We start from the raw sequence: 24,594 nt of genomic DNA on the forward strand, positions 1-24,594 counted from the left end.
AGGCTTTTGGGGGTTCACATGCAAGAAAGGAGCATGGTGTACAAAGTTAGGGGCGCAAATCAACCCATCGGGGGCCTTCCCGTTAATAACCCTCAGGTCAGGGTAATACCACTTACTCCCCTTTTCCTGGGTAAACTCCATGAGGGATTGGGCCACTTCGGCGGTAAGGTTGGGGTCAAGGGGATTGCGACTAGGCCGATAAGGGAGAGCGTGGGCTGTGGGGCCTTCTTGACCACACAAGGGGGCAGTCCTCAAGGGGCCAGGGGCCTGTCCCTAGGCGGGCAAAAGGGCCGCGCCCGGTCTGGCTGGAGGCGGGGTATCCAGGAGAAGGAGCGAAAGCGCCCATCCTCCATGACCACCTGGCCGTAAACCCCCCAGCCTTCCACTAGGTGATCCCGAAGGAGCACGGGGCGCACCTCCGCCAGACCCTCAGGGCACGCCAAAGGCTCCACCCGCACCTGGCGGTGGCGGAACCTATGGGAATCTGGCTCTGCGGCGCAACGGGACTGGCCCCGGTCTACGAGCACCCGGTCGTCGAAGCAGGAAGAGGCCAGTCATCTATGAAGCCCGCCAGGGCGAAGTAGATGACCATGAGCCACGGAACGGTTGTAGCCCCCTGGGTTACACTGAGGGCGTGGAGGCCCTGGCTTCCTACCTAGACAAGGCGGTGCGCAGGCTTCGGGAGGCCATGGACCTGGAAGCCCTTTACCTCTTCGGCTCCCATGCCCGGGGGACTGCGGATGCCCGCTCCGACCTGGACCTTCTGGTGGTGGCCCGCACCCCTCTGCCGCCCCTGAAGCGAATCGGGCTGGTGCTGGAGCTTCTTCAGGATGCGCCCTGGCCCGTGGAGGCCCTGGTCCTCACCCCAGAGGAGCTGGCCGAGAGAAAGGAGTTCCCCTTTTTACAGGGGGTCCTCGAGGAGGCGGTGCCCCTCTATGAGCGTGGAAAAGAGGCGGCTTGAAGGGGAGCGCTGGCTACTCCAGGCGGAGGACGACCTGGAGGCGGGCAGGATACTCTTGGAGGTGGGTAAGCATGCCCAGGCGGCCTTTATGGCCCAGCAGGCGGGGGAAAAGGCCCTGAAAGGCCTTTGGTTTGCCCTGGGCTTGGATCCCTGGGGGCACAGCCTTACCCGGCTGGTGCGGGACCTACCCGGAGAGTGGGGAACAAGGCTTCAGCCCCTTCTCCCTTTGGCCCTCGCCTTGGATAAGCTCTATATCCCCACCCGTTATCCCGATGCCCTTCCCGGGCTGATCCCCAAAGAGGCCTACACCCGGGAGGAGGCGGAGGAAGCCCTAGCCCATGCCCAGGTCCTTCTTGCCCAGGTTCGGCAAGCCTTTGCGGAGGGAAACTGAATGGCCTCCCCTGTGGCGGAGGTGGCCCAGGGGCCCCCTTTGACCGGAGGGGGGACGCAGACGGATGCCCCTCCGCCTGCGCTGGCGTCGCAGAATATCTGCGGAGCACTCGTGGATTTTCCACGAGGATGGGAGAGGCTATTATCGTTTATGTCAATCCCATAGCCCGCTCTGGGACGCGGAAGAGAAACCCACAAAAAACGCGACATGACTGGGAAGCAGCCTGGGCGGTGCTGGACCGGGCGGGGTGGTCTGTTTCATCCCAAGGTGCGGCCTCTCCTCCTCCCTCCCTATTCCCCTGAGCCGCAGCCGGCGGAGGGGGTGTTGGGGAGATGATGGAGGTGGTGGCCTAGGATGCAGGAATCGGTGTGAGAGGGTAGTAGAACAGAACGGTCAGCACTTCTTTTGGACCCCCGAGGCTAGGGCAAGGGTAGGTGACAACTTGGGGTGACACACAGACCTTGACATGGCCCCTATCTGGGCAACGAAGGCTTTTCAGTGTCAGCTATGTCTTCAACAACGATCACCCTTAGTCGACCTGCGGGTGTACCCAGAACTTCATGAAAGACAGCCTCTACCTCCTGTTTTAGAGACTCCCTTTCCTCCCGGGTAAGAGGCCTCTCACGCGCCACCAGCACCTCCAGCAAAGGCATGGCCACCTCCTACGTGAACCGCAAGGTGAGGGACCTGCCTCCGGTCCCCATCAAGGTGAAAAGATCCCCTGGATTTGCCACCTGCACAGGGGCCCAGGCACCCGACATCACCACATCCCCAGGCTCCAAGAACACACCGTAGGCGCCGAGGGTGTTGGCCAACCATGCCACGGCCCTTGCTGGATGCCCCAGGCAGGCAGCCCCCACCCCTTGGGCAACCATCTGCCCATTCCGGTAAAGGACTAGCCCTAGGGTAGATAGGTCTTCCTCCAGCAAACTCATTTCCCAGGATCCCACCACGAACGCTCCAAACGAGGCATTGTCCGCCACCGTATCCTCGATGCGAATGCGCCATTCAGCAATGCGGCTATCCACAATCTCAATGGCGAAGGCCAGCGCTTCCGTAGCCGCCAACACCTCTTGGGGTGTTGCACCTGGCCCCTCCAGACGCCGACCGATCAAGAAGGCCAGCTCCCCCTCGACCCTGGGTTGCAGGAAGAGGTCAAAGGGCACCTCCGTTCTTCCCCCGACTCCCAGGAAGCGGCTGGCCCACAGGTTGCCAAAGTCCGGCTGGTCCACCCCTAACTGGGCCTGCACCGCTTTGGAGGTAAGTCCAATCTTTCGCCCCACCACCCTATCCCCTTTGGCTAGGCGAATGGAGTTCCAGGCCTCCTGCACCCGGTAGGCCGCCTCGAGGCCACGCAAACCCCGTTCCGAAAGGGGAGGTACCGGCCTCCTATTCTCCCAAGCCTCTTCCAACTCCCTGGCGAAAGCCTGCGCATCCATGGCTTCACCGATTAGCTATGCACACGTTTTTGGTTTCGTAGTAGAACTCGTAACCGTAATGCCCTCCCTCACGGCCGATGCCCGATTGTTTGGCCCCACCGAAGGGCACCCTAAGGTCCCGCACGAACCAATCGTTGATCCAAACCGTCCCCACCTCGAGGGCCTCCGCCACCCGAACCGCTTGCCCAACGTCCTGGGTTTGCACGATGGCGTTAAGGCCATAAGGCGTGTTATTAGCCAGTTCTATGGCCTCTTCCTCCGTTTCAAAGGGCATCACCACCACCATGGGGCCAAAAATCTCCTCTTGGCACACCTGGTCCGAGGGCTTTACATTCACCACCACCGTGGGCTCCAGGAAGAATCCCTTGTCGAAGGGATGCGGAAGATCCGGTCGCTTGCCTCCGGTCAGAATGGTGGCGGTTTCCCGGGCGATTTCCACGTAAGACATTACTTTTTGCAAGTGTTCCTCGGCGATCAGAGCTCCCATGCGGGTTTCCGGATCCAGGGGATCCCCCACCTTCAGGGCCCTGACCGCTCGAACCAACTTCTCCAGGAAGGCATCGTAGATGGAACGCTGCACAAGCACACGGGAACCCGCCAGGCAAACCTCTCCTTGATTAAAGAAGCTGGCCCTTAGGGTTACCTCAACTGCCCGGTCCAGATGGGCACTCTCAAAGACAATGTTGGGTGCCTTCCCCCCCAGCTCCATGGACAAGCGCTTCAAGGTATCCGAGGCATTTTTCATGATCACTTTACCCGTGGTGGTTTCCCCCGTAAAGGAGATGAGGCGGACCTGCGGGTGCCGGGTGAGAAGCTCTCCAGCAGAGTTGGGACCGAAACCGTGCACTACGTTGAACACCCCTGGGGGAAGCCCTGCCTCGTGGGCACAGCGGGCCAAAAGCCAGGCTCCGAGCGGGGTAAACTCCGCCGGCTTTAGGACAGCGGTATTACCAAAAGCCAGGGTGGGCCCAATCTTCCAAGTGGCCAACATGCTGGGCATGTTCCAAGGAGTGATCAGGGCTGCCACACCCACGGGAAAGCGCAACACGTAGTTGATATAGCCATTTTCCATGGGATAGGCTTCAGACCCATGGGTGACCGCAAAGTCCGCAAAAAACTCTATGTTATTGGCCATTCTATCCACATAACCCAAGCGGTTTTCGTGGATGGGCCGGCCCACATCCAGACTTTCGATAACCTCAAAGACCGGTTTGTACTCGCGGATTTTCTCCGCAAACCGGCGAAGGTAAGGGCGCCTTTGGCTGGGGGGCATCTTACCCCAGGTACGGAAGGCCTCCATAGCTGCCGCCACGGCCATTTCCACCTCCTTCCCCCGCCCTTCTGGGGCAGTGCCAATTACTTCCCCAGTGGCCGGATAGATTACGGGAAACCGGTTGTCGCCGCGCACAAACTCCCCGCCGATGTAGTGGGTCACCTCCAGGGGCAGAAAGAGGGGAAAACCTAAAGCCGCGAGCCGGTCCTGCGTTTCCTTGTACAGCTTGGGTTCCACCATTGTCCGCCTCCTACCCTATCCACGCCAGAACAATACTTCCTTCCCCGAAAAGCTCTAGGACCCCTTTGTGCAGAGGTACCGCCGGCGCCGGGGAGCCGAGAAAGATCACCTGGCCCGCCTTTAGCCCTCCCACCCGTCCAGCCAACCAGGAAAGCCTCTCCCCCGGATCCCCCAGGGCCTCCACCGGGCCTTCCGTAACCTTCTCCCCGTTAAGGTAAAGGCGTAAGTCCCCCCGGGGAAGCCGGCCATAGGCCCTGAGGCCCACGATAAATCCACCTCCGGAGGCATTGTCCGCCACCACTTCGGGCAGGGTAAAGCGGTAGCCCTCCCAAACCGAGTCCAACACATCCACCGCAAGGAAAAACCGCCCAATGGCCCGATAGGCCTTCCCCGGGGAACTCCCAGGAGGAAGGTCTTCCTTAAGCACCAAAGCCACTTCCGGCTCCACGCGAGGTTGAAGGAAGTGCGACAGGACCACCTCCTCCAGGAGCATGCCCGGATGGACCCTACCAAAGATGGGCTCGGAGGCTTTCATTTGCCGCTGTTTGGCCTCAGAAACCAGGCCCAGCTTGAACCCTTTCAGAGGACCCGGGAATAGGGCCTCTTGGATCCGGTAGGCCTCCTCAAGACTCACGCCCCAATCCTGCCCGCCCTGCAGAGGCCTGGACTCGCGCCGTGCCTGACGGATGGCATCCAAAAGGGTCACGCCCCCTCCTTATCGGACAAGAGGACTCCTCCTGCAGCCCACTGATCCTTACAGACCTCGTACAGGATCACCCGTACCTCCTCATGGGGCTCATATAAAATGCGGGAGGCCACCTCCGTAAGCCGTTTAACCAGCTCCCGCTTCTTTTCCAGGGAGCGACCTTCCAGAAGGGTCACCTTGAGCACCACCATGTCTCAATCCGCGACGACTTCCACTTCCTTTTCCTTAAGCTCCAGGGCCACACGCAAGATCCAGTCCTCTTGTCCAGCCACCGCTTGCCTGCGGCCCAGTTCCAGGAGAATCGCCATGGGATCCACGCCCAACTCCCTACCAATCCTCTTGGCGTGGAGGAGAAAGGTGGAGTAAACCCCAGCGTAGCCAATAGCAATGGAGTCCCGGTCGGGATAAGGTTGGAAGTGGAGGATGGGCCCCATCACGTACTCTGCCCCGTCCAGCAGCTTGAACACGTCCAGACCCGGGTTTAGGCCTGCCTTGTCCAGGACGGCTGCCAACACCTCGGTGGCGGCATTGCCCGCCCCAGCCCCATAACCCCTCAGGGTACCATCCACCCAATCGGCTCCTGCCGCCAAGGCCGCCAGGGTGTTGCCGATGGCCAGACCCAGGTTATTGTGCGCATGGAAACCCACCCTAGCCCGAGTAAGCGCCGACTTAAGGGCCTTCACCCGTTGGTAGGCATCTTGGGGCAACATGGCCCCGGCGGAATCCACGATGTAGACCACGTCGGCCCCGTATTCCTCCATGAGTTGGGCCTGCTCCGCAAGAAACTCTGGGGAGCGCATGTGGCTCATCATGAGGAAACCCACCGCCTCGAGGCCCAACTCCTTAGCCATGCCGAAGTGCTGTTGGGAAATGTCCGCCTCGGTGCACTGGGTGGCGATGCGCACGATTTGAATGCCCGCTTCAACGGCTTCCTTGAGTTCTTTCCGGGTGCCGATCCCCGGTAGGAGGAGAGCCGCCACCTTAGCCCTTTTCACTGTTTCCCGCACCGTGCGGATCAGCTCCATTTCGCTGACCCGAGAGAAACCGTACTGAATTGAGCTCCCCCCAAGACCATCCCCGTGGGACACCTCTAGGGCATGGACCCCTGCCTCATCCAGGAGCTGGGCGATGGCCCGGACCTCTTCCTGGGTGTACTGGTGCCGGTGGGCATGGGAACCATCCCGCAGGGTGGTGTCCACCACCACCGGAGGTCTGGCCTGGGAAAGATCAAAGATCATGCCACCACCTCCTCCACCCGCGTCCCCAGGAGGTACTGGGCAAAAACCTCGCCTACCCTCCGAGCCGAGGCAGTCATGATATCCAAATTTCCTGCATATTTGGGCAGAAAGTCCCCTGCCCCTTCCACCTCTAAAAGCACGGAGATTACGGTCCTCTCCCCCCAGGGCGTGGGGAGGCGCTCAAAAACAGGGTCCGCCTTCAGGCGGTAACCCGGCACGTAAGTCTGCACCTCGGCCTCCATGGCTCGCACGCTGGCCACCAGCGTATCCCGGTCAAAATCCTCATCTTGGGGAATAGTCCGAACGGTGTTGGTCATGATGATGGGAGGATCCGCCGGGTTAAGGATGATGATGGCCTTCCCCATCTGGGCACCTCCTATCGCCTCTAGGCCCTTTGCCGTGGTAAAGGTGAACTCGTCTATATTCTGCCGCGTTCCTGGGCCTGCGGAAGGCGAGGCCACGGTGGACACCATCTCCGCATAGAGCACCGGAGCCACCCGATGGATCGCATAAACCAGGGGAATCGTGGCCTGCCCACCGCAGGTAATAAGGTTGACATTATCCTCGCCCAAGTGCTCCTTTAGGTTCACGGGCGGTACCACATAAGGACCCCTGGCTGCAGGGGTAAGGTCGATGGCGATTTTCCCGAATTCCCTTAGGAGCTTGGCGTGGCGCACGTGGGCTTTGGCGCTGGTGGCATCAAAAACGATGCGAATTTCAGGCCTCCCCAGAATGTATTCGATTCCCTCGTGGCTGGCCTCGAGGCCCAGGGCCTTCGCCCGGGCCAGGCCCTCGGATTTGGGGTCGATTCCCACCAGGGCCACCAGTTCCATGTGCCCTGGGTTTTTGAGAAGCTTATACATCAGGTCCGTACCGATGTTTCCGGAACCTAGGATCGCCACCTTGACCTTGCCCATACCCCGTCCTCCATGTAACCCAAGCGCTCGGACACCGTGCGGGTGGCCTCGAGAATAGCCTTGCGGTACTCGTCCTTCATCTGTTGAAAGCGGTAAAAGGGTACCGAAAGGCTCATGGCTGCGATGACTTCCCCGGTATGGTCGCGGATGGGTGCGGCTACGCAGCAGAGCTCTGGGATGACCTCCTCGATGTCATAGGCATATCCCCGCTCCCTCACCGCCTCGAGCTCCGTAAAAAGCTCATCCAAGGTGGTGATGGTGTTCGGGGTGAAGGCCGGCATACCCTGCGTGGCCATGATCCTCTCCACCTCCTCCCAGGGTCGCGAGGCCAAGAGCACCTTACCAACCGCACTACAGTGGGCAGGAAGTTCCATCCCAATCCCTGTATTGACCACCCGAACCGCCCGGGTACCCTCTAGCTTTTCCACATAGACCACGCGCCCGCATTCTAGAACCGCCAAATGCGTGGTCTCGCCAAAGCGGGCTACCAGTTCCTCCATGGCCCTCCGGGCTTCCTGCCGCCAGGAACTGGTGGAGAGAAGAACCTGGGAAAGGGTAAGGATGCGCCAGCCCAGACGATACCGCCCGTCCCGGCCCCGCTTGAGAAGGCCGATCTGCGCCAAGGTGGAAAGCAGGGCGTGGGCACTGGACTTAGGGATGCCCAACGCCTTCGCCGCCTCACTCACCCCCCACTCCGGGTTCTCCCGGGTGAAAAGCTCCAAAACCTCGCCCACCTTTTGCACCGTTCCGAGCATGGGCCTCACCTCCGAGAGTAACGGGCAACTCCCCACGGGACGATAGGCTTATTCAGCATAGCCGAACGTCTTGTTCGCTATATCCGAACGATTGGCTTGTGCGGGTTTAAGCTTCCATTTATGTTAGGGGCAAACGCCACACACCGCCCAGGTAAGCGGGATAAGGAGGTTGGTCAAAGTGCCCAAACCACCCGTGCAAATGTCCGAGGAGGAGTTGAAAAACCTTCGGGAACGTTACCGAGAACTCATCGGCTTCGTGCCTCCTAGAATCCAAGCCCGCACCGACCTCCTAGCCCGCCTGGACCCAGAAACCCTACGGATGCAGGAGGAGTTGCGGGCGAGATTGATGTATCCCAAGTGCTTCGATGTCAAGACTGCCCAGCTCATGCTTTTCGGCATGCTCCTCATGGATCTCTCTGACGCTGCCCGCCTGCACGCCATAGCTGCCAGAAGGGCAGGTGCCACGTATGAGGAGCTCAATGCGGTGGTAGGGCTAGCCTTCCTCTTCAGGGGCCTGCCCGCGGCCAACCGAGGAGCGGAAGTGATACAAGAAATCCTTCGCATGGAGGAGGAAGGGAGGCTTTGATGGAAGGGTTTGACGTGGTTCAGCTGGCGCATGCGGAGATCTACACCCCAGACCCGGAAGGAAGCCTCTGGTTTTTCAAGGAACTCTTGGGCCTAGAGGAAACAGCCCGGGAAGGGCAGTCCGTCTACCTTCGGGCCTACGAGGACTGGTACCACCACACCCTGAAAATCACCGAGGCCAAGGAGCCAGGCCTGGGCCATATTGCCTGGCGCACGGCCACCCCCGAGGCCCTGGAGAGACGGGTAAAGAGCTTGGAAAGAACAGGGCTAGGAGAAGGATGGACCGAGGGTGATCTCGGCCATGGACCCGCCTACCGCTTTCGTACACCAGACGGACACCGGATGGAGCTCCTCTTCGAGGTGGAATACTACGAGGCCCCTCCAGAAAAATCGAGCAAACTAAAAAATCGCCCTTCCAAGCGGCCCCTCCGGGGCATCCCTGTCCGTCGGCTGGACCATGTGAACTGCCTCTGCCACGAGGTCACTCCCAACCGCCGCTTTTTCCAGGAGGTGCTGGGCTTTAAGCTGCGGGAGCAGAAAGTACGAGGTGAAGGGGAGGAGTTGGGAGCCTGGCTTTCCGTGAGCCCCCTAGTCCATGAGATCGGGCTTATGCGCGACGCCACGGGGTCTAAAGGCCGCTTCCACCACATTGCCTTCTGGTATGGCTATCCGCAGCACCTGATGGACCTGGCGGACCTCTGCGTGGAATACGACATTCGCATTGAGGCTGGCCCGGGCAAACACGGCACCACTCAAGCCTACTTCATGTACGTATTCGAGCCCGGCGGTACCCGGGTGGAGTTGTTCGGGGACACCGGCTACCTGATCTTTGATCCCACCTGGAAAACGGTGGTTTGGGACGTGAGCAACCTCAACGATTTGGAAAAGAGCACCATTTGGTTTGGCGGCCAACTTCCTAGCACCTTCTACACTTACGGGACACCCCCCGTTCGGGAAAAAGCCGGGGTGTAAATGCATGAGATCGGCTTGGAGCAAAAAGTAGACACGATTGTTGACAATCTCTGGCCGGGTGAGGTAAGGTCGAACAACTACAGCCAGGGAGGCGGGCAATGGGCAAGGTAAATCGTAGGCAGGTGGTAAAGGCAGGCATCGGACTGGTAGGGCTGGCGGCTTCCTCTCGTTTCTCCTTTGCGATAGCCCAGCGCGATGAGCCCGTTCGCATTGGGGTAGTGCTGTCCTATTCCGGTCCTTATGCCCGGTTGGGGCAGGAGATCACCAAAGGCATGGAGTTGTATCTGGAAAAAGTGAACCACCAGGCAGGGGGCAGGCGCATCCAGCTGCTGAAAGAGGATGAGGAAGCCGACCCTGCCGTGGCTGTGCGCAAAATACGCAAGCTGGTAGAGCAGGACCGAGTTAACCTTCTCACCGGCGTCATTCTGTCCTCTTCCGCTTACGCTATTCGTGATTACATTCATGAACGCCAAATTCCCCTCGTGGTGGCCAATGCCGCAGCCAACGGTATCACCCGCGAACGACGTAGCCCTTACATCTTCCGAACCTCTATCAGCGCTTGGCAGCAGCACTACCCCATGGGTCCATGGGTCGCAAAAAACGTGGGGAAAAAGGTCTTCCTCCTGGCCCTGGATTACGCTTTCGGCAAAGAGGCCACAGCAGCCTTCAAGGAGAGCTTTTTGGCTGCAGGAGGGGAGGTGGTAGGTGAGTTGTATTCTCCCCTCGGGAGCACCGACTACAGTGCGGTGATCTCCCGCATCGCGGCTGCCAGGCCCGAAGCGGTCCACGCTGTCCTTTCCGGGAGCGATGCGGTAATCTTCATGCGCCAATTTGTTCAGTTCGGCCTAAACCGCACGATACAGCTAGCCGTAAGCGGTGAGGTAACGGATGAAAATGTCCTCGAGGCCATTGGGGACGCAGCCATAGGGGCCAAGAGCGGGGACCACTGGGTCTACACCCTCAATAACGCTGCCAACAAGGAGTTTATAAGAGCCTATCGACAGAAATACGGTGGGATTCCCAACCACTTTGCCGTGCGCGGGTACGACGCCATGCAGTTTATCGTGGACGCCATCAACACTGTCCAAGGGGATCTGGGCAACAAAAGCCGCCTGGTTAACGCCTTCAAAAGTGCCAAAATTATTAGTCCCCGAGGGTTTGTGCAAATTGACCCCGAGACCAACAACGCGACCCAGCACGTTTATGCCCGCGAGGTGGCACGGATTGATGGCATCCTCACCAATCGCCTCCTGGCTGACCTTGGCATTATACGAGACCCGGGGAAATAAGAACCATGGCCCTCCTTCTCCTGACCCAGCTCTTGAACAGCTTGGCCTTCGGAATGCTGCTCTTCCTTTTGGCCCTAGGCCTCTCACTCATCTTCGGGGTAGCCCGGGTAATTAACCTCGCTCATGGCGCCTTCTACATGCTCGGAGCCTACCTGGGTTTATTAGTTAGCGGTGCTTTGAACAACTTCTGGTTGTCCCTTCTTCTGGTACCTCTCTGTACTGGGCTCCTGGGGTTACTGGTAGAACGCCTCCTTCTAAGGGGATTGCACGGGAAGGAGTTGGAGCAGGTTCTTCTCACCATCGGCCTAGGGTTCGTGATCGCTGACCTCCTTCGCGCATTCTTCGGAGCCTCCATTCGCTCCGTAGCGCCTCCTCCAGAACTGTCGGGACCCATCTTTCTAGGCCCTCTTCTCTATCCCAAGTATCCCCTGTTTGTCTTAGCCTTAGGTATCGTGGCCTTTATTGTCGTTCGGATGCTCCTAGTTAAGACCCCCTTGGGCATCAAAGTCCGGGCCGTAACCGCAGATCCCAGCATAGCCAGCGCCCTAGGTATTCCACCCGCGCAAATCAGCCTTGTGACCTTTGGCGTTGGTACGGCCTTGGCCGGGCTGGGCGGGGTAGTAGGTGCGCCGCTAATCGCTCTAGCCCCGGGATTGGATGCCCAGATGACCCTTTTGGCCCTAATCGTGGTGGTCATCGGGGGCTTAGGAAGAATCGAGGGAGCTTTCTGGGGTGCGTTATTGGTTGGAATCGTTGACGGGTTTGGAAAGCTTTTCTTGCCTCAAGCGGCGATGTTCCTCATCTTCGGCCTAATGGCTCTGGTCCTGGCCTTCAGACCAGAAGGGCTCTTAGGAAGGAGGATGGCATGATGGCTTGGTTGCCCAAGTGGAGGGCCATGGGGAAGAAAGACCTCTCCTTGTCTCTCGTGCGGGTAACCCTCGTCGGCCTTTTCGTCCTGCCCCTGCTCTTTCAAGGGTATACCCTATACCTGGCCACGGAAGCCGCTATCCTAGGCCTCGCCGCCGTCGCCCTAAGCTTTTTACTCGGTCACGGAGGCATTCCCTCCCTGGGGCAAGCCGCCTTCCTTGGCATCGGCGCCTACACCTTGGGCCTTTCCTTAAAGGCAGGCCTCCCTCTTGTAGTCGGCTTAATTTTGGCTCCCTTGTTAGCTGGCCTCTACGCTTTCGTTACCGGAATCTTCCTGTTCCGCACGCACGGAATCTTCATCCTCATGCTCACGCTGGCCTTCGGTCAGATGGTTTACTCCGTGGCCCACAAATGGGCCAGTGTAACCGGGGGAGACGATGGCCTAAGCCTCCCAGGAAACATTCTGAGCCCAGCCCTCATGCACCTTGCAGCCGTTGTGCTGCTTTTCTTGGTGATTGTACTCTTGCGCTTTCTTCTCGCCACGCCCTTCGGGAAGACCCTCGAGGCCATCCGACAGAATGAGGAGAAGGTTCGGTCCTTAGGGGTTACCACCTTTTACTTCAAGCTCTGGGCTTACGTACTTGCCGCTTTCCTCACTGGCCTAGCCGGGGCAGGTTTGGCCTTACATCGTACCTTCGTTAGCCCACACGACCTCTTCTGGATCACTTCCGCCACCCTGATGGTTATGGTACTCCTCGGCGGCAGTCGCGGCCTTTTTGGGGCAGCGTTTGGGGCTTTGCTTTACACCCTTATTCAGGCCTGGGTCAGTTCCTTCAGCGAGCTTTGGGGGCTTTTCGTGGGGCTCCTACTTATAGGAACCGTCCTGTTTGCTCGTGAAGGGATCTGGCCCCTTCTAGAGCGTAAGCTCGGAGGGAACCGTGGAAGCGCTTAGGGTGGACAACATCACCAAGGCCTTTGGAGGTATTTTGGCCCTGGCAGGCGTCCGCCTAACCGTGGCCTCGGGCGAAAGACGGGCAATCATAGGTCCTAACGGGGCGGGTAAAAGCACCCTCTTCAAGCTCATCTCCGGGGAACTCAAGCCCAACCGGGGCCGGGTAATCCTCTTTGGCCGAGATGTCACGGGCCGGTCCCAGGAGCACATAGCCCGGTTGGGCCTAGGACGCACCTTTCAACGTTCCAGCATTTTGCCCGACCTCAGCGTTTGGGAAAACGTCGCCCTAGCCATAAAGGCCGCACAGGGCAAGAGCCATGCCTTTGCCCAACCCCTGCATCGGGAACAGGGTGTGGAGGAGGTTCTCGATCAAGTCGGCTTGCTTTCAAGGGCCTCCGATTCTGCGGGGACCCTATCCCATGGAGAGAAGCGCCAGCTGGAGATCGCCATGGCTCTGGCCCAACGTCCTGGCCTGCTGCTCCTGGACGAACCTCTGGCTGGCCTCTCCGGAGCCGAAAGGGAACGGATCGGCCGCCTTATCCAGGAGCTAGACCCCACCATTACCGTGCTCTTGGTAGAGCACGACCTGGACTATGCCCTGAGTTTTGCCCACCGGGTGAGCGTACTCCACTATGGCCAGGTGGTGGCCGAGGGAAGCCCTGAGGAGGTGCGCGCAAATCCGCAGGTCCAAGAGATCTACGTAGGAACGGACTTTGCTACAACCGAGCCTGTTAGACCTGACGCGGGCCGGACCGTACTCCAGGTTGTTGACCTCAGCACGGGCTATGGGGGCATGCGGGTGTTGCACAACATTAGCCTCGAGGTACGGCAAGGGGAGGTCGTGGCCCTCCTTGGTCGCAACGGGATGGGCAAGACCACCTTGCTTTCAGCCATCATGGGTCTTATCCCGCTTCAAGGTGGGCAGATACGGTTGGATTCTCAAGCCATCCACCATCTTCCCGCTCACAGGCGGGCCGAACTAGGGCTAGCCCTGGTCCCTCAGGGGCGGCGGATGTTTGAAGGCCTTACCGTGGAGGATGAGCTTCGCCTGGCTTCCCGGACAAACCGCAGTACTTGGAATGTAGAGCGCATTCTAGAGGTCTTCCCGCACTTAGCCGAGCGACGTAAGACCCTTTCCCGCGCCCTCTCTGGGGGCGAGCAACAGATGGTGGCCATCGCCCGTGCTCTGTTGCGTAACCCTACCGTGGTTCTCATGGACGAGCCCACGGAGGGGCTTTCTCCCCTCATGGTGCGCCAGGTGGCTGAGGTGGTACGCACGTTGAAGGCCGAGGGAGAAACGGTTCTGCTCGCTGAGCAAAACGTACACATGGCCCTATCGGTAGCGGATAGGGTCTACATCCTGGAACACGGCGAGCTGGTTTGGGAAGGTAGGCCAGGAGAGGCTAGCAGCTCTGTCCTACAAAGGTACTTGGGGGTTTAGGAGGTGGGGAATGCCTTGGAGTAAGATCGTAGGAGGGTCTTCCAGACTGGGCGAACTTCTGGAAGAGTTGGCCACGGGGCTGGAGCAAGGGCTTCTGCCAGCAGGAATATTCAACGACCCGGAGATTTTCGAACGCGAGAAGGAAAAAATCTTCTCTCGTTCGTGGATTTTCCTAGCCCACACCTCAGAAATCCCAAGCCCCGGGGATTATGTGCTCAGGTACATACTAGACAACGCCTTCATCGTCGTCCGGGGCGAAGACGGCCAAGTCCGCGCCTTCCTGGATATGTGCCGCCACCGCGGAATGCGAGTGTGCCGAGCAGAAGCAGGCAATGCCAGCCACTTCCGCTGTCCCTTCCATGGCTGGACTTACCGCAACGATGGCGCCCTGGTGGGGGTACCTGCGGAGCGCGAGGCTTTTGGGGAAGGCTTTTCCAAAGCAGACTGGAGCCTTCTTCCCATCCCTAAGCTAGAAGAGTTTGACGGCCTCCTTTTCGGCAATCTGAGCCCGGAGGCTCCCTCCCTTAAAGAATGGTTAGGAGACGCATCCTGGTACCTGGAGCTGGTCACCAAGCGAAGCCACGCAGGCCTCGAGGTCCTGGGCCCTCCCCAACGCTTTGTGGTAAACACGGACTGGAAGCTGGCTCTGGAAACCTTCATCAGCGATAGCTACCACACCCTGATGACCCACCGGAGCCTCATTGAGCTCGGCATCGCTCCCCGTGACGCCAAATACGCCATGTACGGGGAACAAATCCATATACCCGGCAAGGGACATGGAACCATGGTGGTCGGAGGCCCTCCAGGAGCCAAACTTCCTCCCTTCTGGGGGTATCCAGAGGAGATGATGGAGCGAGCCAAGACCTCTTATCCCACCCGGACGCACTGGGAAGTGGCAAAGGAGACCAGGATTTTCCTCATCACCCTCTTCCCCAATTTCTCCTTGCATAACCCCATCCGCAAACCCGACCACTTGTACCCAAAACCCGTGCCCATGCTTACCTTCCGGGTCTGGCATCCCTTAGGGCCTGGGCGTATCGAGGTGGTCTCCTGGGGCCTAGTGGAAAAGGATGCTCCCGAATGGTTCAAAGAAAAGGCCCTCCATTCCTACATGAGGTTCTTCGGGTCCTCAGGAACTTTCGAGCAGGACGACACCGAGATCTGGTCGCATGTGGCGCGTAACGCTGGAAGTACCCTTGGCCGCAGGGTGCTCTTCAACTACCAGATGGGCCGAGGCGTGGCTCCCGACCCCAACTGGCCCGGCCCGGGCGTGGCTTATCCCATTAACTTCACTGACGAAAACCTCCGCAACTTCTATCGCCGTTATTTGGAACTCATGCTGGACTAAAGGGGATGCGATGAACCTCACTCAGGAGATCCTGGACTTTCTCTATGGCGAAGCGGAGCTCCTAGACGAGGGCCGCTACCGCGAGTGGCTGGACCTCCTCACGGAGGATATTCTGTACCGGGTGCCGGTACGCCTAACGCGGGAACGCCTCCCCCAAGGCGGCCATAGCGGAATCAGTGAGCAGATGTTCCACCTCGATGAGGACCGGACTTCCTTGGAGATGCGCGTAGCCCGCTTGGAAACCGGTTTTGCCTGGGCCGAAGATCCCCCCTCCCGGCTCCGCCACTTTGTTACCAACGTGCGGATAGGCGAACCTCGCCACACGCCCCTCGGGGAGGAAGTAGAGGTTCGATCCTACGTCTTGGTGTTCCGTAGCCGCTGGGATCAGCCTGACTTTACCTTCCTCTCCGCAGAAAGGCACGATACTCTCCGCAAGCAGAATGGGTCATGGAAGCTGGCTAAAAGGTTGGTCATCCTGGATCATTCCACATTGCCAACCCATAACCTAAGCTTCTTCCTATAGGAGGCTCCTAGATGACTTTAAGCAACGAGTTTACAACGGTCATTGTGGAGAAGATCCGGACCCGGAACGGGGAACGCCTCCGCATTACCTCCCCCCGGCTTGGCTACAGCATCGACCTGGATCCCCTGGAGTTGGAAGCCCTTACCTGGCAAACGGTGGACACCTTTTCTCGGCTACTACACACCCCATACGGGCCTGAGGAAGAGGGAGTAGACGTACACCCCCTTTCCGATCTGGTCCTGTTCGGAGGTGGAGATGCGTAGAGTACAGGTGGGGATTGTGGGCGCTGGCCCAGCGGGCCTGCTCCTGGCTCACCTCCTCCGGCAAGCGGGGGTGGATGGGGTAGTCCTCGAGGCCAAAAGCCGCCAGTACCTGGAAACAAGCCCTCACCGTATACGCGCAGGGGTCCTGGAGTGGGGCACCAAGGAGATTGCCCTGAAAGCAGGCGTCGGCGATCGCATGCTTCACGAGGGCCTCGAGCACAGGGGCATTTACATCGCCCTCAATGGCCGCCTGCACCGAATTGACTTCGCTACCCTTGTGGGCCAAGGGATCTGGGTTTATGGCCAGCAGTATCTGGTACGGGACATGATCAACCACCACTTGCAAGCGGGTGGAGAGATCCTCTTTGAGCACGAGGTGGTGGATCTAAAACAGCTGGAGCAAAACCCTATCCTCATCTACCGAGGACCTGGGGGTGAGGAAGGGGAACTCCTCTGTGAGTTCGTGGTAGGAGCGGATGGATCCCATAGCCGATTCCGAGAATGGATTCCTGGACTCCGGATTTACCAGAAAACGTACCCCTTCGCCTGGTTGGGAATCCTAGCTGAGACTCCCCCTGCAGCAAGCGAACTCATCTATGCCAGCCACGAACGAGGTTTTGCTTTGTATAGCATGCGCTCCCCTTCCCTAGCTCGGAACTATCTCCAGGTAAGCCCAGAGGAGAACCTGGAAACCTGGCCAGAGGAGCGTATATGGGAAGAGCTCAATCTGCGCTTAGGAGGTGTAGCCCAGCTTACGCCCGGCCCTATCCTAGAGAAAAGCTTAACCCTCATGCGTTCCCTGGTGGTCGAACCGATGCAACACGGTAGAGTCTTTTTGGTGGGAGACGCTGCCCACGTGGTGCCTCCCACGGGAGCCAAGGGGATGAACCTAGCCTTCTGCGACGTGGCGGTACTCTATCGGGCCTTGCTAGCCTACTATCGGGACAGGGACGAAACGCTTCTTGCCAGCTACACGGAAACGGCCCGCCGCCACATTTGGCAGGCAGAGCTCTTTTCCTACTGGATGACCAAATTGCTTCACACCCTCCCCGATCCTTTTGAAGAGCAAATCCGCCTCGCAAACCTTCGTCATCTCGTGGAAAGCCCCCATGTTCAACGGTTCCTTGCCGAAAACTACGTGGGCGTTTATACGAGTGGGCGCTATGCGGTAGCTTTCCCGTCTCCCCCTGGCTAGGCCCCCAAGTGACGACTCCCCCTTCTGAAGAACGGGAGCCGTCACGCGTTGGGCTTCTTGTTCCTCCCCAGTTGCTCGACGATGAGCCTCGAGGCCTCCTCAAGGTTCGTGGGCCCGGGTTCCCGGTAGCCCAGCCCTTCCAGGTGGGCAAGCCGCCTCTCCCTGGGGGCTTCTCCCGCCATGGGAAGGGCCCTGGTCCCCTCGAGGAGCCCCCGAAGCTCCTCATCCTCGATCCGCCGCCACCTCCCTGGGAGGAGCTTTCGGGCGGGGGTTATGGTTGAGGGGTGGGTGGCCCCGGGATAGAGGCGTGGTTCCTATCCGCCTTCCCGCCTCCCCGCTATGCCTCCTGGGCTCCCCGCTGGTCGGCCTCCGCCCTCTTGCGTCACACCTTCAGCGCCTTCCGCCCGTCACAGCCACAGGTAGCTGAGGGGCAGGGCCACTAGGCCCTTGCCGAAGGCCACGGGCTTCTCCCCCCCGTAGAGGATGCCTCCCAGCAGGAACCTCTCCCCAAGCCGGCTCCGGATCCGCTCCAAGGGGGCGAAATCCTGGGAGCCCAGGGTGGCCTTGGCCTTCACCTCCAGGACCACTACCCCCTGGGGGAACTCCAGGAGGAGGTCGGCCTCCAACCCCCCCGCCTCCCGGTAGTGGAAGGCGCGAAAGCCTTCATGGGCCGCCTGCAGCCTGAGCACCTCCCCCACGGCAAAGGCCTCCAGGAGGTGGCCCCAAAGGGCTCCTTCCAGGCGAACCTGAGGGTGCCCCAGGAGATGGGCGGCCAGGCCCGAGTCCACCAGGTACACCTTGGGGGCCTTTACTAGGCGCTTGCCCAGATTGGTACTCCAGGGGGGAAGCTCGGCCAGCAGATAGAGGGCCTTCAGGAGGGACAGGTACCGCCTCAGCGTAGGGTGGGGTATGCCAACCTCCCGGGAGAGAGCGGCCAGGTTGAGGAGCCCCCCCTGGCGGGCGGCCAAGAGGGCGAGAAGCCCGGGTAGTTGGTGGAGCCTTTCAATCTGGGCCAGTTCCCTCACGTCACGGGAGAGGAGGGTGTCCAGGTAGGCCCGGAACCACTCCCCAGGATCGGGCCCCAGGGCGGCCCGGGGGAAGCCTCCCCGCACCACCCGCTCCTTCAGGTCCCCAAGGGGTGGGGGAGGGGGTGGGGTTTGGCCTTGGGCCAAGGCTAGGAGGAGCCCGGGGAAGCCTCCCCCCCTCCCCTCCAGCTCCGCCTGGGCCAGGGGAAGGAGGCGGGCCACGGCCATCCGACCCACCAGGGTGTCCGCCACCTTGGGCAGGAGGAGGACGTTGGCCGATCCCGTGAGGAGGAGGGCCTTTGGCCTTCCCTCCCGGTCCAGGCGGAGCTTTAGGGGCAGGAAAAGCTCCGGGGCGCGTTGTACCTCGTCTAGAACCGCAGGTAGGGAAAGGCCCTCCACGTAGCCCCTGGGGTCTTCCCGGGCGGCCGCCAGTTCCGTGGGATCGTCCAGGGTTCGGTAGTCCAGGCCCCACTCCCTGGCCAGCTTCAGGGCCAGGGTGGTCTTCCCCACCTGACGGGGACCGGCCAGGAACACGGCGGGGAGGACCTCGAGGAGCCGCCGAAGCCGGGGTTCCAGAAGGCGGGGAAGCATACGGCTACAAGTTTACCACCTTGTGACTAACAGTTGGTCATTAGATGACCATTTTGCAGATGGAGCGGGCCCGGGGGTCCCGGTGAGCCGAAGGCTAGGTTCCGGCGATGGGCCTGCTCCTGGGCCACCGCTACTTCCACGAGACCATCAGCGCCATCAGGGATCCGGTGCTGAGGGGAGCCGAGGCCCTCGCCCAAAGGCCATTACCGGAGGAAATGGCTTTTGTCTATCTTGACGGCTTCTTCTTGAAGGTGCTCCGGGAGGGGGTAGGGGTGGAGAGGGCGGCCGTGTACGCGGCCTTGGGCGTCACCCCTTGCGGAGGGAGGCAGGTGCAGGCTTCTGGCTGCTTCCCACCAACCAGCAGGTACCCATAACGACTTATCCGCAAGGGGGAAGTGGAAATCGCCCTCGTGACGACTCCCCGTTCTGAAGAGCGGGGCTGCAAGGTACGGGCTTCGCCCGTGACCGCCCGTGACCTCGGTTCTCACGGGACGGCCCATGCCGTCCTTGTCCCCGCGGGCTCCGGCAAGATAGCCCTGCGGGCTGACCCGAGCCCTGGCCAGGATGTTCCGTGCTGCAGCCACGTCCCGGTGTAGGTGAGTCCCGCACTGGGGGCAGGTGTACTCCGGCACCCACAGGGGAGTCCATGTATCCCCGGATTGAAAACCGGCGGATTATAGCTCCCCCACACCCCCTCTTTCCTCTAACCGCTCTTCGCTCACCCCGGATTTTCTGTTATGTTTCACAGATCGCCATTAAACCAAAGCATCCGTGACTTCTGCCCGCAGTGCAGCCAGCTGCGCCGCTGCTGCCCGGGTCATGAGAGGTTCAACACCCAGTTCCTCAAGGAGTTCTGCAGCGGCCATCATCTCCTCCCAACGCCTGTGTGCGTGGCGTAAACTTCCTTCCACAAGGCGAATGGCCAAGGACTCATCAGCCTCACCCAGGGTCTTGGCAATGTGGTTGTGAACCTCATCCCAAAGGCCGAGCCGCTTTGCCGCCTCAAGGGCTTCCATTGCTGCCGCAGCCATCCCTTTAAAAAAGACGCTTCGCAAAAGCTTCCGAGTAGCGGCAAGACCAGCCTCCTCGCCCACCACCTCCACTGTTCCTCCTAGGGGAATAAGGACATCGGCATAGCTCTTTGCCCCAGGTCCTGAAGCCAAAGAAAATGTGGAGAGACCCTTCCCAGGAACTGGACTCATCAAGGCAACATCAACAAAGAGGGCACCAGTAGGTGCAATGACATCAGCCAGCGCCCTCTTTATCTTTGGCGAGGCTGTGTTCAGGTCCGCGTATATCTGCCCCGGCTTCAATACAGGCGCCACCCTCTTGGCCACATCAAGGGCTACCCTGGCCCAGTTAACCGAAAGAACCACGTCCGCACCTGCCGCCGCCTCCGCCTCGCTGCCCATCATGGGTACCCCGGCAACGCCTTTTCCAGGAGCCGGATCGTACCCCAAGACCACCGCATCCCGGGCAACCAGATCCCTGGCGATAGCCGACCCCGCCTCACCCAGGCCCAAAATGGCAAACCTCAACCCTTTACCCATCTGGTTCCTCCCGGAGACGCTGCGCTTGAGCCAGGGCACCCTCCACCTTTTCTCGAAGGCCATAAATGTCAAGGGAAAGCTTACCCTGGGCAAAGAGCTCTCTAAGCTTGGCCTCGCGCTCTACCCGCTCCCGGGCCCGTTGCAGCACCTCCCGGGCTCGCTCCCTAGAAACCACCACTATTCCATCCCCATCCAAAACCACATAGTCGCCAAGGCGAATCTGCACCCCGCCAAGAACTACCGGTACGCCTATACCCAGCACATTCTCTCGCTTGGCACCCCTCGGACTTAACCACCGTGCCCAGACGGGCAAACCCAGGGCCACCAGCTCGTCACCGTCCCGAACCGCACCATCCACCAAGAGTGCCGCCGCTTGGCGGGCTTTAGCCTGTGTGGCAAGAAGCTCTCCCACCAAGGCTACGGGTTTAGCCATAGGCATGGTTAGGACTACAACCTCACCAGGCTGGAGCACAGCCATGGCAGCATGAGCTGCCAGGTTATCGTCTTGCGCGCACAGAACCGGAAGAGCAGGCCCTGCTGCCCGGGATCCCGGGATAAGACGAAGGAACGAAGCCTCTACCAATCCCTGGCGACCAGCAGCTTCATACACCGTGGCGGAGCCAAGTTCCGCGAGTTCTCGTACCTCTGATGCCGTCAACATCTTAACCCCCTAGAGGCTCCTTACCACCTGGGGTATAACACGCTGAAAGGCCTCCGCCCGCTTAATATCCGCAAGCCCGGAAATTCTCCGGGCATGGTTGGCCCTGTGCTCAGCCCGCTCAGAGTAATATTTCCGAAGATAAGCCTGGGAAGCGAAAACTTCCATGGCAGCAAGTTTCTTCTCCCACACGGGGGTGATGTCTAAGAAGACGTTGGGAACAAACCCACAAAGCTCAGGTTGATGAGGCTCGAAGAAGAGAAACTCGGGGGGGCGTACCGTCTTAAAGGCACTGGCCACACCCGAACCAGTGGCCAGCTGTCGGGCCTTCTCGGTGGCCTCGTAGGCCACAGGGTGGTCAGGATTAAAGGGATCCCTTGGAGGGTGGGTGATGAGGATATCCGGGGCGATTTCCACCATGATACCCACAAGCTGGTCAATCACCCTATCATCCACTCGTAAGGGATAATCTCCTAGATTTAGGGGAATCAACTTTGCCCCCAAAATCGCCGCCGCTCGGCTTGCTTCCTCATGACGAATGGCCTTTACCCTCTCCAAGGTCTGTCCAGGCTCCTTCCAAAGCTCCCCCGACTCGCCCCTTTCCCCATAGCTTAGTGCCACTACAAACGCCTCCCCTCCCTGAGACACGCTAAGCGCAATAGCCCCACCCGCGCGCCAGACAAAATCAGCCGCGTGGGCGCTCACCACCAGAAGTCGCTTCATGCTTCTCCTCCCCTGGCCAAATAGGTGGGAACGGTTACCGCCATGTGCTTGATTTCCTCATCGCTGAAACCCGCCTCTCGAAGCCTATCCGCAAAGAGCGCCAGGCCATCTTCCACCGGAGGGTTTTTCGGCTGACCCAAGTCCGTTGAGAGGAAGCTCTGTTCCACTCCTACATTGCGGATGGTGGTAAAGAGCTTATCCCAAGGTACCTTTCCTGTCCAGGAAGGGGCCAGACAACGTTCTAGGAATACCCCCTGTGCCGCCAAAAACTTCTGGTCCGCCAGGGGTAGGTCCTGCGTAGGATAGTCGGGATGTGTGATCACCAACTTGCGAACCCCCTCCTCGAGCGCAACCTCCACAACCTTCAAGATCTCCCCTCTTGAAAGATGGCCTGTAGCCAAGACCATGCCGTGCTTAGCAACCACACGACAAATAGCCCTCACCTCAGGTTTTACTCGCCCTGAAGCATCCAACACTTCAATGGGCGGAGGAAGTAGGCCGGCACTGCGCAACTCGTCCTGAAGTCTAGCCCACTGGGGACGGCCCTCATACGGCAGCCGTGATACCTCACGCAACTCGTTTGCGGCATCCACTGTGGGTAACCAAACGAACCTGGCTCCTGAACGGGCAGCCACCTCCACCGCCAGGGGATTAAGCCCCCCCACGCTATGGTTGAGAACCACGGCCCCAATAACCTCCACCCCTGGCACAACCTGGCGAATAACCGCTGCTCGCTCACCCGTGGGCACGTAGTGAGACTTGAGAACAAAACCCTTGAGCCCCAAGGCCAAAAACCCTCGGGCAAGGTGGAGATCGTTCGTCTTCCTCGGAAGCAGATCCGGCTCCACATGCACGTGCAAGTCATAGCTACCCTTCACCAAAGCCCGCGCCCAATCGCTTGGCGTCATACATCCACCCCCCTACTAGCCTGTTGCAAGGCAGCAATGACCCCCTCCAAGTGAACCCGCATGGCTTTCTCAGCTCCTTCAGCATCGTGTGCCGCCACGGCCTCTACAATTCTTTGGTGCTCCTCCAATGACCTCTGTGAACGTCCCGGAACCAGGATGGTGCGGAACTGGTGGCGCACCACCTGGGCACGCAGGGCTTCTACCAGGCGCTGAACAGTTTTGTGACCCGAAATCCCCAACAGGGTTTGATGAAGCAAGGAGTTAAGTTCAGAAATGCCTAGAAGATCCCCCTCCTGGAGTTTGATCCTCATGAGTTCCAGGATCTCGTTAAGCCGGGCAACGTCCCTGGGCCCAGCCTTCTGGGCTGCATATCTTGCCGCTAGGCTCTCTAAAACCATACGGGCCTCGAGGATCTCCAGCGCTTCTTCCACACTCACAACACGCACCCAGGCTCCGCGATACGCCTCACTGTCCACCAAACCTTCCTGCTGTAACCTTGTTAAAGCACTGCGAATGGCAGCCCGGCCCAGGTTATACCTTTCGGCCAGATCCTTTTCCACCAGTCGCTGCCCGGGGAGCAACTCGCCCCGGAGGATAGCCTCGCGGATCTGCTGATAGGCCTGCTGCGCCTCTGTAGGTCTCTCTACGGTGGGCATTATCCTTCTCCCCTGCGTGGGTCTTCCACCGGCGGCACCCCATACGTGTGGAACGATTCCACAGTTTTTAGGCCCCAAGCCTGGCCCCGTTTGCGCTCCTCCTCATTCCACACGACAGGCTTCCAATCGGGTGCCAGCAGAAGCCTGGCCCCCGGACAGGCGATCTCAAAGCGACATCCGCCGGGTTCATACACATAGAGAAAGAACGTTTGCTGAATAGCGTGTTTGTGGGGTCCGGTTTCAATAAACACCCCGTACTCCAGGCAAATGTCAGCGGCCCGAAGCACCTCCTCGCGGCTGTCAACGGCATACGTGAAGTGGTGAAGCCGTCCCCTGGCCCCTAGATGGTCCTTGGTCACGGCCACATCATAGGTTTTGTTGTTGGTGGTAAGCCAAGCGCCTTGCTCCGTACCATCACGAAAGATGATCTGTTCAGTTACCTTCATTCCCAGGACATTCTCCAAAAATATCCGGACAGCACTCACGTCAGCCGCAAGCAAGTTGACATGGTCTAAACGACGAAGATTGGCACCCCTCGCAGGGAAGCGGGATGCTTGGTTTTTGAGCGCTGGCCGAGCATTCTCAGGAGGGGTAAACCAGACCGTGTCGTAGTAGATCTCCATGAGATGACCATCGGGGGTGCGAAACCGGTAGGATGGACCATGGCCGAGGTCCCCTTCCCTCCAACCTTCTCCAAGCCCCGAGGCCTTGAGAATTTGGGCGCGGCGTTCCAAGGCCTCCAAGCTCTTTACGCGGAAGGCAACATGGCCCAATCCCGGCTTCTTGGCCGCGGTAAGCTTAAGGGTGTGGAATTCATAATCATCCCACCCCCTAAGGTAAACGGAGTCCCCCTCCTGACCGCTCACCCCCATGCCCATAACCTCGGTAAAGAACCAAAGGCTCTTGTCTAGGCAAGGAGTAAGAAGCTCCAAATGGCCCAAATGCGCCAGGTCCCCATAGGGCCAACGACCGAATGCCTCCCCAGGAGACACTTGCGGTTCCACTACCCACCTCCCTCCAGCCGCAAAATACCATACTGTCAACCACATTGTCAACAATCTGTGGTTGGCCACTACATTTGAGACACCTTGGGGAACCGACCCCTCCCGTATCTTAGCCAGGAACCCT

At 59.6% G+C, this 24,594-nt stretch carries 28 protein-coding genes and 1 pseudogene; 13 read left to right on the forward strand and 16 right to left on the reverse strand.

Annotated features, from left to right (window positions below; all coding sequences use genetic code 11):
- Positions 1-634: 634 nt before the first annotated feature.
- Both DK874_RS10935 and DK874_RS10940 read left to right on the forward strand, forming a co-directional pair.
- Positions 635-961 carry a nucleotidyltransferase domain-containing protein gene (locus DK874_RS10935; RefSeq protein ID WP_114314062.1) on the forward strand — a complete coding sequence of 109 codons (327 nt, stop codon included), beginning with the start codon at positions 635-637 and terminating at the stop codon, positions 959-961.
- Entirely contained in the window at positions 936-1,352 is a 417-nt protein-coding gene (locus tag DK874_RS10940) for a HEPN domain-containing protein (protein WP_114314063.1), read from the forward strand. Before DK874_RS10935 ends, DK874_RS10940 begins: the two co-directional genes overlap by 26 nt.
- A 473-nt stretch (positions 1,353-1,825) precedes the next feature.
- Here the strand turns inward: DK874_RS10940 and DK874_RS10945 are convergent, their stop codons facing one another.
- From DK874_RS10945 to DK874_RS10980, 8 genes are read right to left on the reverse strand one after another with little or no spacing between them, the layout of a single operon-like run.
- A complete protein-coding gene (locus DK874_RS10945) occupies positions 1,826-2,005 on the reverse strand; it encodes a hypothetical protein (RefSeq protein WP_114314064.1) in 180 nt (59 codons plus the stop codon).
- A gap of 9 nt (positions 2,006-2,014) precedes the next feature.
- Positions 2,015-2,791 carry a 2-keto-4-pentenoate hydratase gene (locus DK874_RS10950; RefSeq protein WP_114314065.1) on the reverse strand — a complete coding sequence of 259 codons (777 nt, stop codon included), beginning with the start codon at positions 2,789-2,791 and terminating at the stop codon, positions 2,015-2,017.
- Positions 2,792-2,795: 4 nt separating this feature from the next.
- Positions 2,796-4,304 (reverse strand): aldehyde dehydrogenase, encoded by a 1,509-nt coding sequence (locus DK874_RS10955; RefSeq protein WP_114314066.1) that lies wholly within the window; start codon positions 4,302-4,304, stop codon positions 2,796-2,798.
- 10 nt (positions 4,305-4,314) lie between these two features.
- Entirely contained in the window at positions 4,315-5,010 is a 696-nt protein-coding gene (locus tag DK874_RS10960) for a 2-keto-4-pentenoate hydratase (RefSeq protein WP_114314067.1), read from the reverse strand.
- Positions 5,007-5,201 carry a tautomerase family protein gene (locus DK874_RS10965; protein WP_114314068.1) on the reverse strand — a complete coding sequence of 65 codons (195 nt, stop codon included), beginning with the start codon at positions 5,199-5,201 and terminating at the stop codon, positions 5,007-5,009. The genes DK874_RS10960 and DK874_RS10965 overlap by 4 nt, the downstream gene beginning before the upstream one ends.
- Before the next feature lie 3 nt (positions 5,202-5,204).
- Positions 5,205-6,248, reverse strand: a complete 1,044-nt coding sequence (dmpG, locus tag DK874_RS10970; RefSeq protein WP_114314069.1) for a 4-hydroxy-2-oxovalerate aldolase — start codon at positions 6,246-6,248, stop codon at positions 5,205-5,207.
- On the reverse strand, positions 6,245-7,165 hold the full coding sequence (locus DK874_RS10975; protein WP_114314070.1) for an acetaldehyde dehydrogenase (acetylating): 921 nt from the start codon (positions 7,163-7,165) through the stop codon (positions 6,245-6,247). Before DK874_RS10975 ends, dmpG begins: the two co-directional genes overlap by 4 nt.
- Entirely contained in the window at positions 7,138-7,920 is a 783-nt protein-coding gene (locus DK874_RS10980; RefSeq protein WP_114314071.1) for an IclR family transcriptional regulator, read from the reverse strand. The genes DK874_RS10975 and DK874_RS10980 overlap by 28 nt, the downstream gene beginning before the upstream one ends.
- A 199-nt stretch (positions 7,921-8,119) precedes the next feature.
- Between DK874_RS10980 and DK874_RS10985 the strand changes: the two genes are divergently transcribed.
- From DK874_RS10985 to DK874_RS11030, 10 genes are all read left to right on the forward strand, one after another.
- Complete coding sequence (locus DK874_RS10985; RefSeq protein ID WP_205387583.1) at positions 8,120-8,506, forward strand: carboxymuconolactone decarboxylase family protein; 387 nt, start codon at positions 8,120-8,122, stop codon at positions 8,504-8,506.
- Positions 8,506-9,477, forward strand: coding sequence for a catechol 2,3-dioxygenase (locus tag DK874_RS10990; RefSeq protein ID WP_114314073.1), 972 nt, complete (start codon positions 8,506-8,508; stop codon positions 9,475-9,477). Before DK874_RS10985 ends, DK874_RS10990 begins: the two co-directional genes overlap by 1 nt.
- Before the next feature lie 98 nt (positions 9,478-9,575).
- Positions 9,576-10,766: an ABC transporter substrate-binding protein gene (locus tag DK874_RS10995; protein WP_114314074.1), complete on the forward strand. Its 1,191-nt coding sequence runs from the start codon at positions 9,576-9,578 to the stop codon at positions 10,764-10,766.
- A gap of 5 nt (positions 10,767-10,771) precedes the next feature.
- Positions 10,772-11,635 carry a branched-chain amino acid ABC transporter permease gene (locus DK874_RS11000; protein ID WP_114314075.1) on the forward strand — a complete coding sequence of 288 codons (864 nt, stop codon included), beginning with the start codon at positions 10,772-10,774 and terminating at the stop codon, positions 11,633-11,635.
- Entirely contained in the window at positions 11,632-12,585 is a 954-nt protein-coding gene (locus tag DK874_RS11005) for a branched-chain amino acid ABC transporter permease (protein WP_114314076.1), read from the forward strand. Before DK874_RS11000 ends, DK874_RS11005 begins: the two co-directional genes overlap by 4 nt.
- Positions 12,572-14,026 (forward strand): ATP-binding cassette domain-containing protein, encoded by a 1,455-nt coding sequence (locus DK874_RS11010; RefSeq protein ID WP_114314077.1) that lies wholly within the window; start codon positions 12,572-12,574, stop codon positions 14,024-14,026. Before DK874_RS11005 ends, DK874_RS11010 begins: the two co-directional genes overlap by 14 nt.
- 10 nt (positions 14,027-14,036) lie before the next feature.
- A complete protein-coding gene (locus DK874_RS11015) occupies positions 14,037-15,374 on the forward strand; it encodes an aromatic ring-hydroxylating oxygenase subunit alpha (RefSeq protein ID WP_114314078.1) in 1,338 nt (445 codons plus the stop codon).
- Between the two features lie 10 nt (positions 15,375-15,384).
- Positions 15,385-15,897: an aromatic-ring-hydroxylating dioxygenase subunit beta gene (locus DK874_RS11020; RefSeq protein WP_114314079.1), complete on the forward strand. Its 513-nt coding sequence runs from the start codon at positions 15,385-15,387 to the stop codon at positions 15,895-15,897.
- 11 nt (positions 15,898-15,908) lie between these two features.
- Positions 15,909-16,160, forward strand: coding sequence for a dihydrodiol dehydrogenase (locus DK874_RS11025; protein ID WP_114314080.1), 252 nt, complete (start codon positions 15,909-15,911; stop codon positions 16,158-16,160).
- On the forward strand, positions 16,153-17,355 hold the full coding sequence (locus DK874_RS11030) for a 4-hydroxybenzoate 3-monooxygenase (RefSeq protein WP_114314081.1): 1,203 nt from the start codon (positions 16,153-16,155) through the stop codon (positions 17,353-17,355). Before DK874_RS11025 ends, DK874_RS11030 begins: the two co-directional genes overlap by 8 nt.
- Positions 17,356-17,396: 41 nt before the next feature.
- On the opposite strand, the gene DK874_RS11690 is transcribed toward DK874_RS11030, so the two are convergent.
- Positions 17,397-17,537, reverse strand: coding sequence for a hypothetical protein (locus tag DK874_RS11690; RefSeq protein ID WP_162798789.1), 141 nt, complete (start codon positions 17,535-17,537; stop codon positions 17,397-17,399).
- Between the two features lie 225 nt (positions 17,538-17,762).
- On the reverse strand, positions 17,763-18,971 hold the full coding sequence (locus DK874_RS11035; RefSeq protein WP_114314082.1) for an ATP-binding protein: 1,209 nt from the start codon (positions 18,969-18,971) through the stop codon (positions 17,763-17,765).
- 107 nt (positions 18,972-19,078) lie between these two features.
- Here DK874_RS11035 and DK874_RS11040 point away from each other — a divergent pair.
- Positions 19,079-19,326 (forward strand): annotated as a pseudogene (locus DK874_RS11040) (transposase); the annotation flags it as partial.
- A 400-nt stretch (positions 19,327-19,726) separates the two neighbouring features.
- Here DK874_RS11040 and DK874_RS11050 read toward each other — a convergent pair.
- From DK874_RS11050 to DK874_RS11075, 6 genes are read right to left on the reverse strand one after another with little or no spacing between them, the layout of a single operon-like run.
- Positions 19,727-20,521, reverse strand: a complete 795-nt coding sequence (locus tag DK874_RS11050; protein ID WP_114314083.1) for an NAD(P)-dependent oxidoreductase — start codon at positions 20,519-20,521, stop codon at positions 19,727-19,729.
- A complete protein-coding gene (locus tag DK874_RS11055) occupies positions 20,514-21,182 on the reverse strand; it encodes an RraA family protein (protein WP_114314084.1) in 669 nt (222 codons plus the stop codon). The genes DK874_RS11050 and DK874_RS11055 overlap by 8 nt, the downstream gene beginning before the upstream one ends.
- Positions 21,183-21,191: 9 nt before the next feature.
- Positions 21,192-21,902: a PIG-L deacetylase family protein gene (locus DK874_RS11060; RefSeq protein WP_114314085.1), complete on the reverse strand. Its 711-nt coding sequence runs from the start codon at positions 21,900-21,902 to the stop codon at positions 21,192-21,194.
- Positions 21,899-22,810, reverse strand: a complete 912-nt coding sequence (locus DK874_RS11065) for a DUF6282 family protein (RefSeq protein WP_114314086.1) — start codon at positions 22,808-22,810, stop codon at positions 21,899-21,901. The genes DK874_RS11060 and DK874_RS11065 overlap by 4 nt, the downstream gene beginning before the upstream one ends.
- Positions 22,807-23,466: a GntR family transcriptional regulator gene (locus DK874_RS11070; protein ID WP_114314087.1), complete on the reverse strand. Its 660-nt coding sequence runs from the start codon at positions 23,464-23,466 to the stop codon at positions 22,807-22,809. The genes DK874_RS11065 and DK874_RS11070 overlap by 4 nt, the downstream gene beginning before the upstream one ends.
- The gene (locus DK874_RS11075; protein ID WP_439144809.1) at positions 23,466-24,587 is read right to left on the reverse strand and encodes a catechol 2,3-dioxygenase; all 1,122 of its coding nucleotides are present in this window, start codon (positions 24,585-24,587) and stop codon (positions 23,466-23,468) included. The genes DK874_RS11070 and DK874_RS11075 overlap by 1 nt, the downstream gene beginning before the upstream one ends.
- Between the last annotated feature and the right edge of the window lie 7 nt (positions 24,588-24,594).

Origin of the sequence: Thermus caldifontis (genome assembly GCF_003336745.1) — a bacterium.
Taxonomy (GTDB): domain Bacteria; phylum Deinococcota; class Deinococci; order Deinococcales; family Thermaceae; genus Thermus; species Thermus caldifontis.

What these genes read in the sequence shown, in the direction of transcription:
- DK874_RS11055 (WP_114314084.1), bottom strand. Translation starts at nt 21,182, where the DNA reads ATGTTGACGGCATCAGAGGTACGAGAACTCGCGGAACTTGGCTCCGCC.
- DK874_RS11690 (WP_162798789.1), bottom strand. Translation starts at nt 17,537, where the DNA reads ATGGCGGGAGAAGCCCCCAGGGAGAGGCGGCTTGCCCACCTGGAAGGG.
- DK874_RS11025 (WP_114314080.1), top strand. Translation starts at nt 15,909, where the DNA reads ATGACTTTAAGCAACGAGTTTACAACGGTCATTGTGGAGAAGATCCGG.
- DK874_RS11005 (WP_114314076.1), top strand. Translation starts at nt 11,632, where the DNA reads ATGATGGCTTGGTTGCCCAAGTGGAGGGCCATGGGGAAGAAAGACCTC.
- DK874_RS10945 (WP_114314064.1), bottom strand. Translation starts at nt 2,005, where the DNA reads ATGCCTTTGCTGGAGGTGCTGGTGGCGCGTGAGAGGCCTCTTACCCGG.
- DK874_RS10965 (WP_114314068.1), bottom strand. Translation starts at nt 5,201, where the DNA reads ATGGTGGTGCTCAAGGTGACCCTTCTGGAAGGTCGCTCCCTGGAAAAG.
- DK874_RS10955 (WP_114314066.1), bottom strand. Translation starts at nt 4,304, where the DNA reads ATGGTGGAACCCAAGCTGTACAAGGAAACGCAGGACCGGCTCGCGGCT.
- DK874_RS10975 (WP_114314070.1), bottom strand. Translation starts at nt 7,165, where the DNA reads ATGGGCAAGGTCAAGGTGGCGATCCTAGGTTCCGGAAACATCGGTACG.
- DK874_RS10940 (WP_114314063.1), top strand. Translation starts at nt 936, where the DNA reads ATGAGCGTGGAAAAGAGGCGGCTTGAAGGGGAGCGCTGGCTACTCCAG.
- dmpG (WP_114314069.1), bottom strand. Translation starts at nt 6,248, where the DNA reads ATGATCTTTGATCTTTCCCAGGCCAGACCTCCGGTGGTGGTGGACACC.
- DK874_RS11035 (WP_114314082.1), bottom strand. Translation starts at nt 18,971, where the DNA reads ATGCTTCCCCGCCTTCTGGAACCCCGGCTTCGGCGGCTCCTCGAGGTC.
- DK874_RS11020 (WP_114314079.1), top strand. Translation starts at nt 15,385, where the DNA reads ATGAACCTCACTCAGGAGATCCTGGACTTTCTCTATGGCGAAGCGGAG.
- DK874_RS10990 (WP_114314073.1), top strand. Translation starts at nt 8,506, where the DNA reads ATGGAAGGGTTTGACGTGGTTCAGCTGGCGCATGCGGAGATCTACACC.
- DK874_RS11060 (WP_114314085.1), bottom strand. Translation starts at nt 21,902, where the DNA reads ATGAAGCGACTTCTGGTGGTGAGCGCCCACGCGGCTGATTTTGTCTGG.
- DK874_RS10995 (WP_114314074.1), top strand. Translation starts at nt 9,576, where the DNA reads ATGGGCAAGGTAAATCGTAGGCAGGTGGTAAAGGCAGGCATCGGACTG.
- DK874_RS11000 (WP_114314075.1), top strand. Translation starts at nt 10,772, where the DNA reads ATGGCCCTCCTTCTCCTGACCCAGCTCTTGAACAGCTTGGCCTTCGGA.
- DK874_RS10980 (WP_114314071.1), bottom strand. Translation starts at nt 7,920, where the DNA reads ATGCTCGGAACGGTGCAAAAGGTGGGCGAGGTTTTGGAGCTTTTCACC.
- DK874_RS10950 (WP_114314065.1), bottom strand. Translation starts at nt 2,791, where the DNA reads ATGGATGCGCAGGCTTTCGCCAGGGAGTTGGAAGAGGCTTGGGAGAAT.
- DK874_RS10985 (WP_205387583.1), top strand. Translation starts at nt 8,120, where the DNA reads ATGTCCGAGGAGGAGTTGAAAAACCTTCGGGAACGTTACCGAGAACTC.
- DK874_RS11065 (WP_114314086.1), bottom strand. Translation starts at nt 22,810, where the DNA reads ATGACGCCAAGCGATTGGGCGCGGGCTTTGGTGAAGGGTAGCTATGAC.
- DK874_RS11030 (WP_114314081.1), top strand. Translation starts at nt 16,153, where the DNA reads ATGCGTAGAGTACAGGTGGGGATTGTGGGCGCTGGCCCAGCGGGCCTG.
- DK874_RS11070 (WP_114314087.1), bottom strand. Translation starts at nt 23,466, where the DNA reads ATGCCCACCGTAGAGAGACCTACAGAGGCGCAGCAGGCCTATCAGCAG.
- DK874_RS11015 (WP_114314078.1), top strand. Translation starts at nt 14,037, where the DNA reads ATGCCTTGGAGTAAGATCGTAGGAGGGTCTTCCAGACTGGGCGAACTT.
- DK874_RS11050 (WP_114314083.1), bottom strand. Translation starts at nt 20,521, where the DNA reads ATGGGTAAAGGGTTGAGGTTTGCCATTTTGGGCCTGGGTGAGGCGGGG.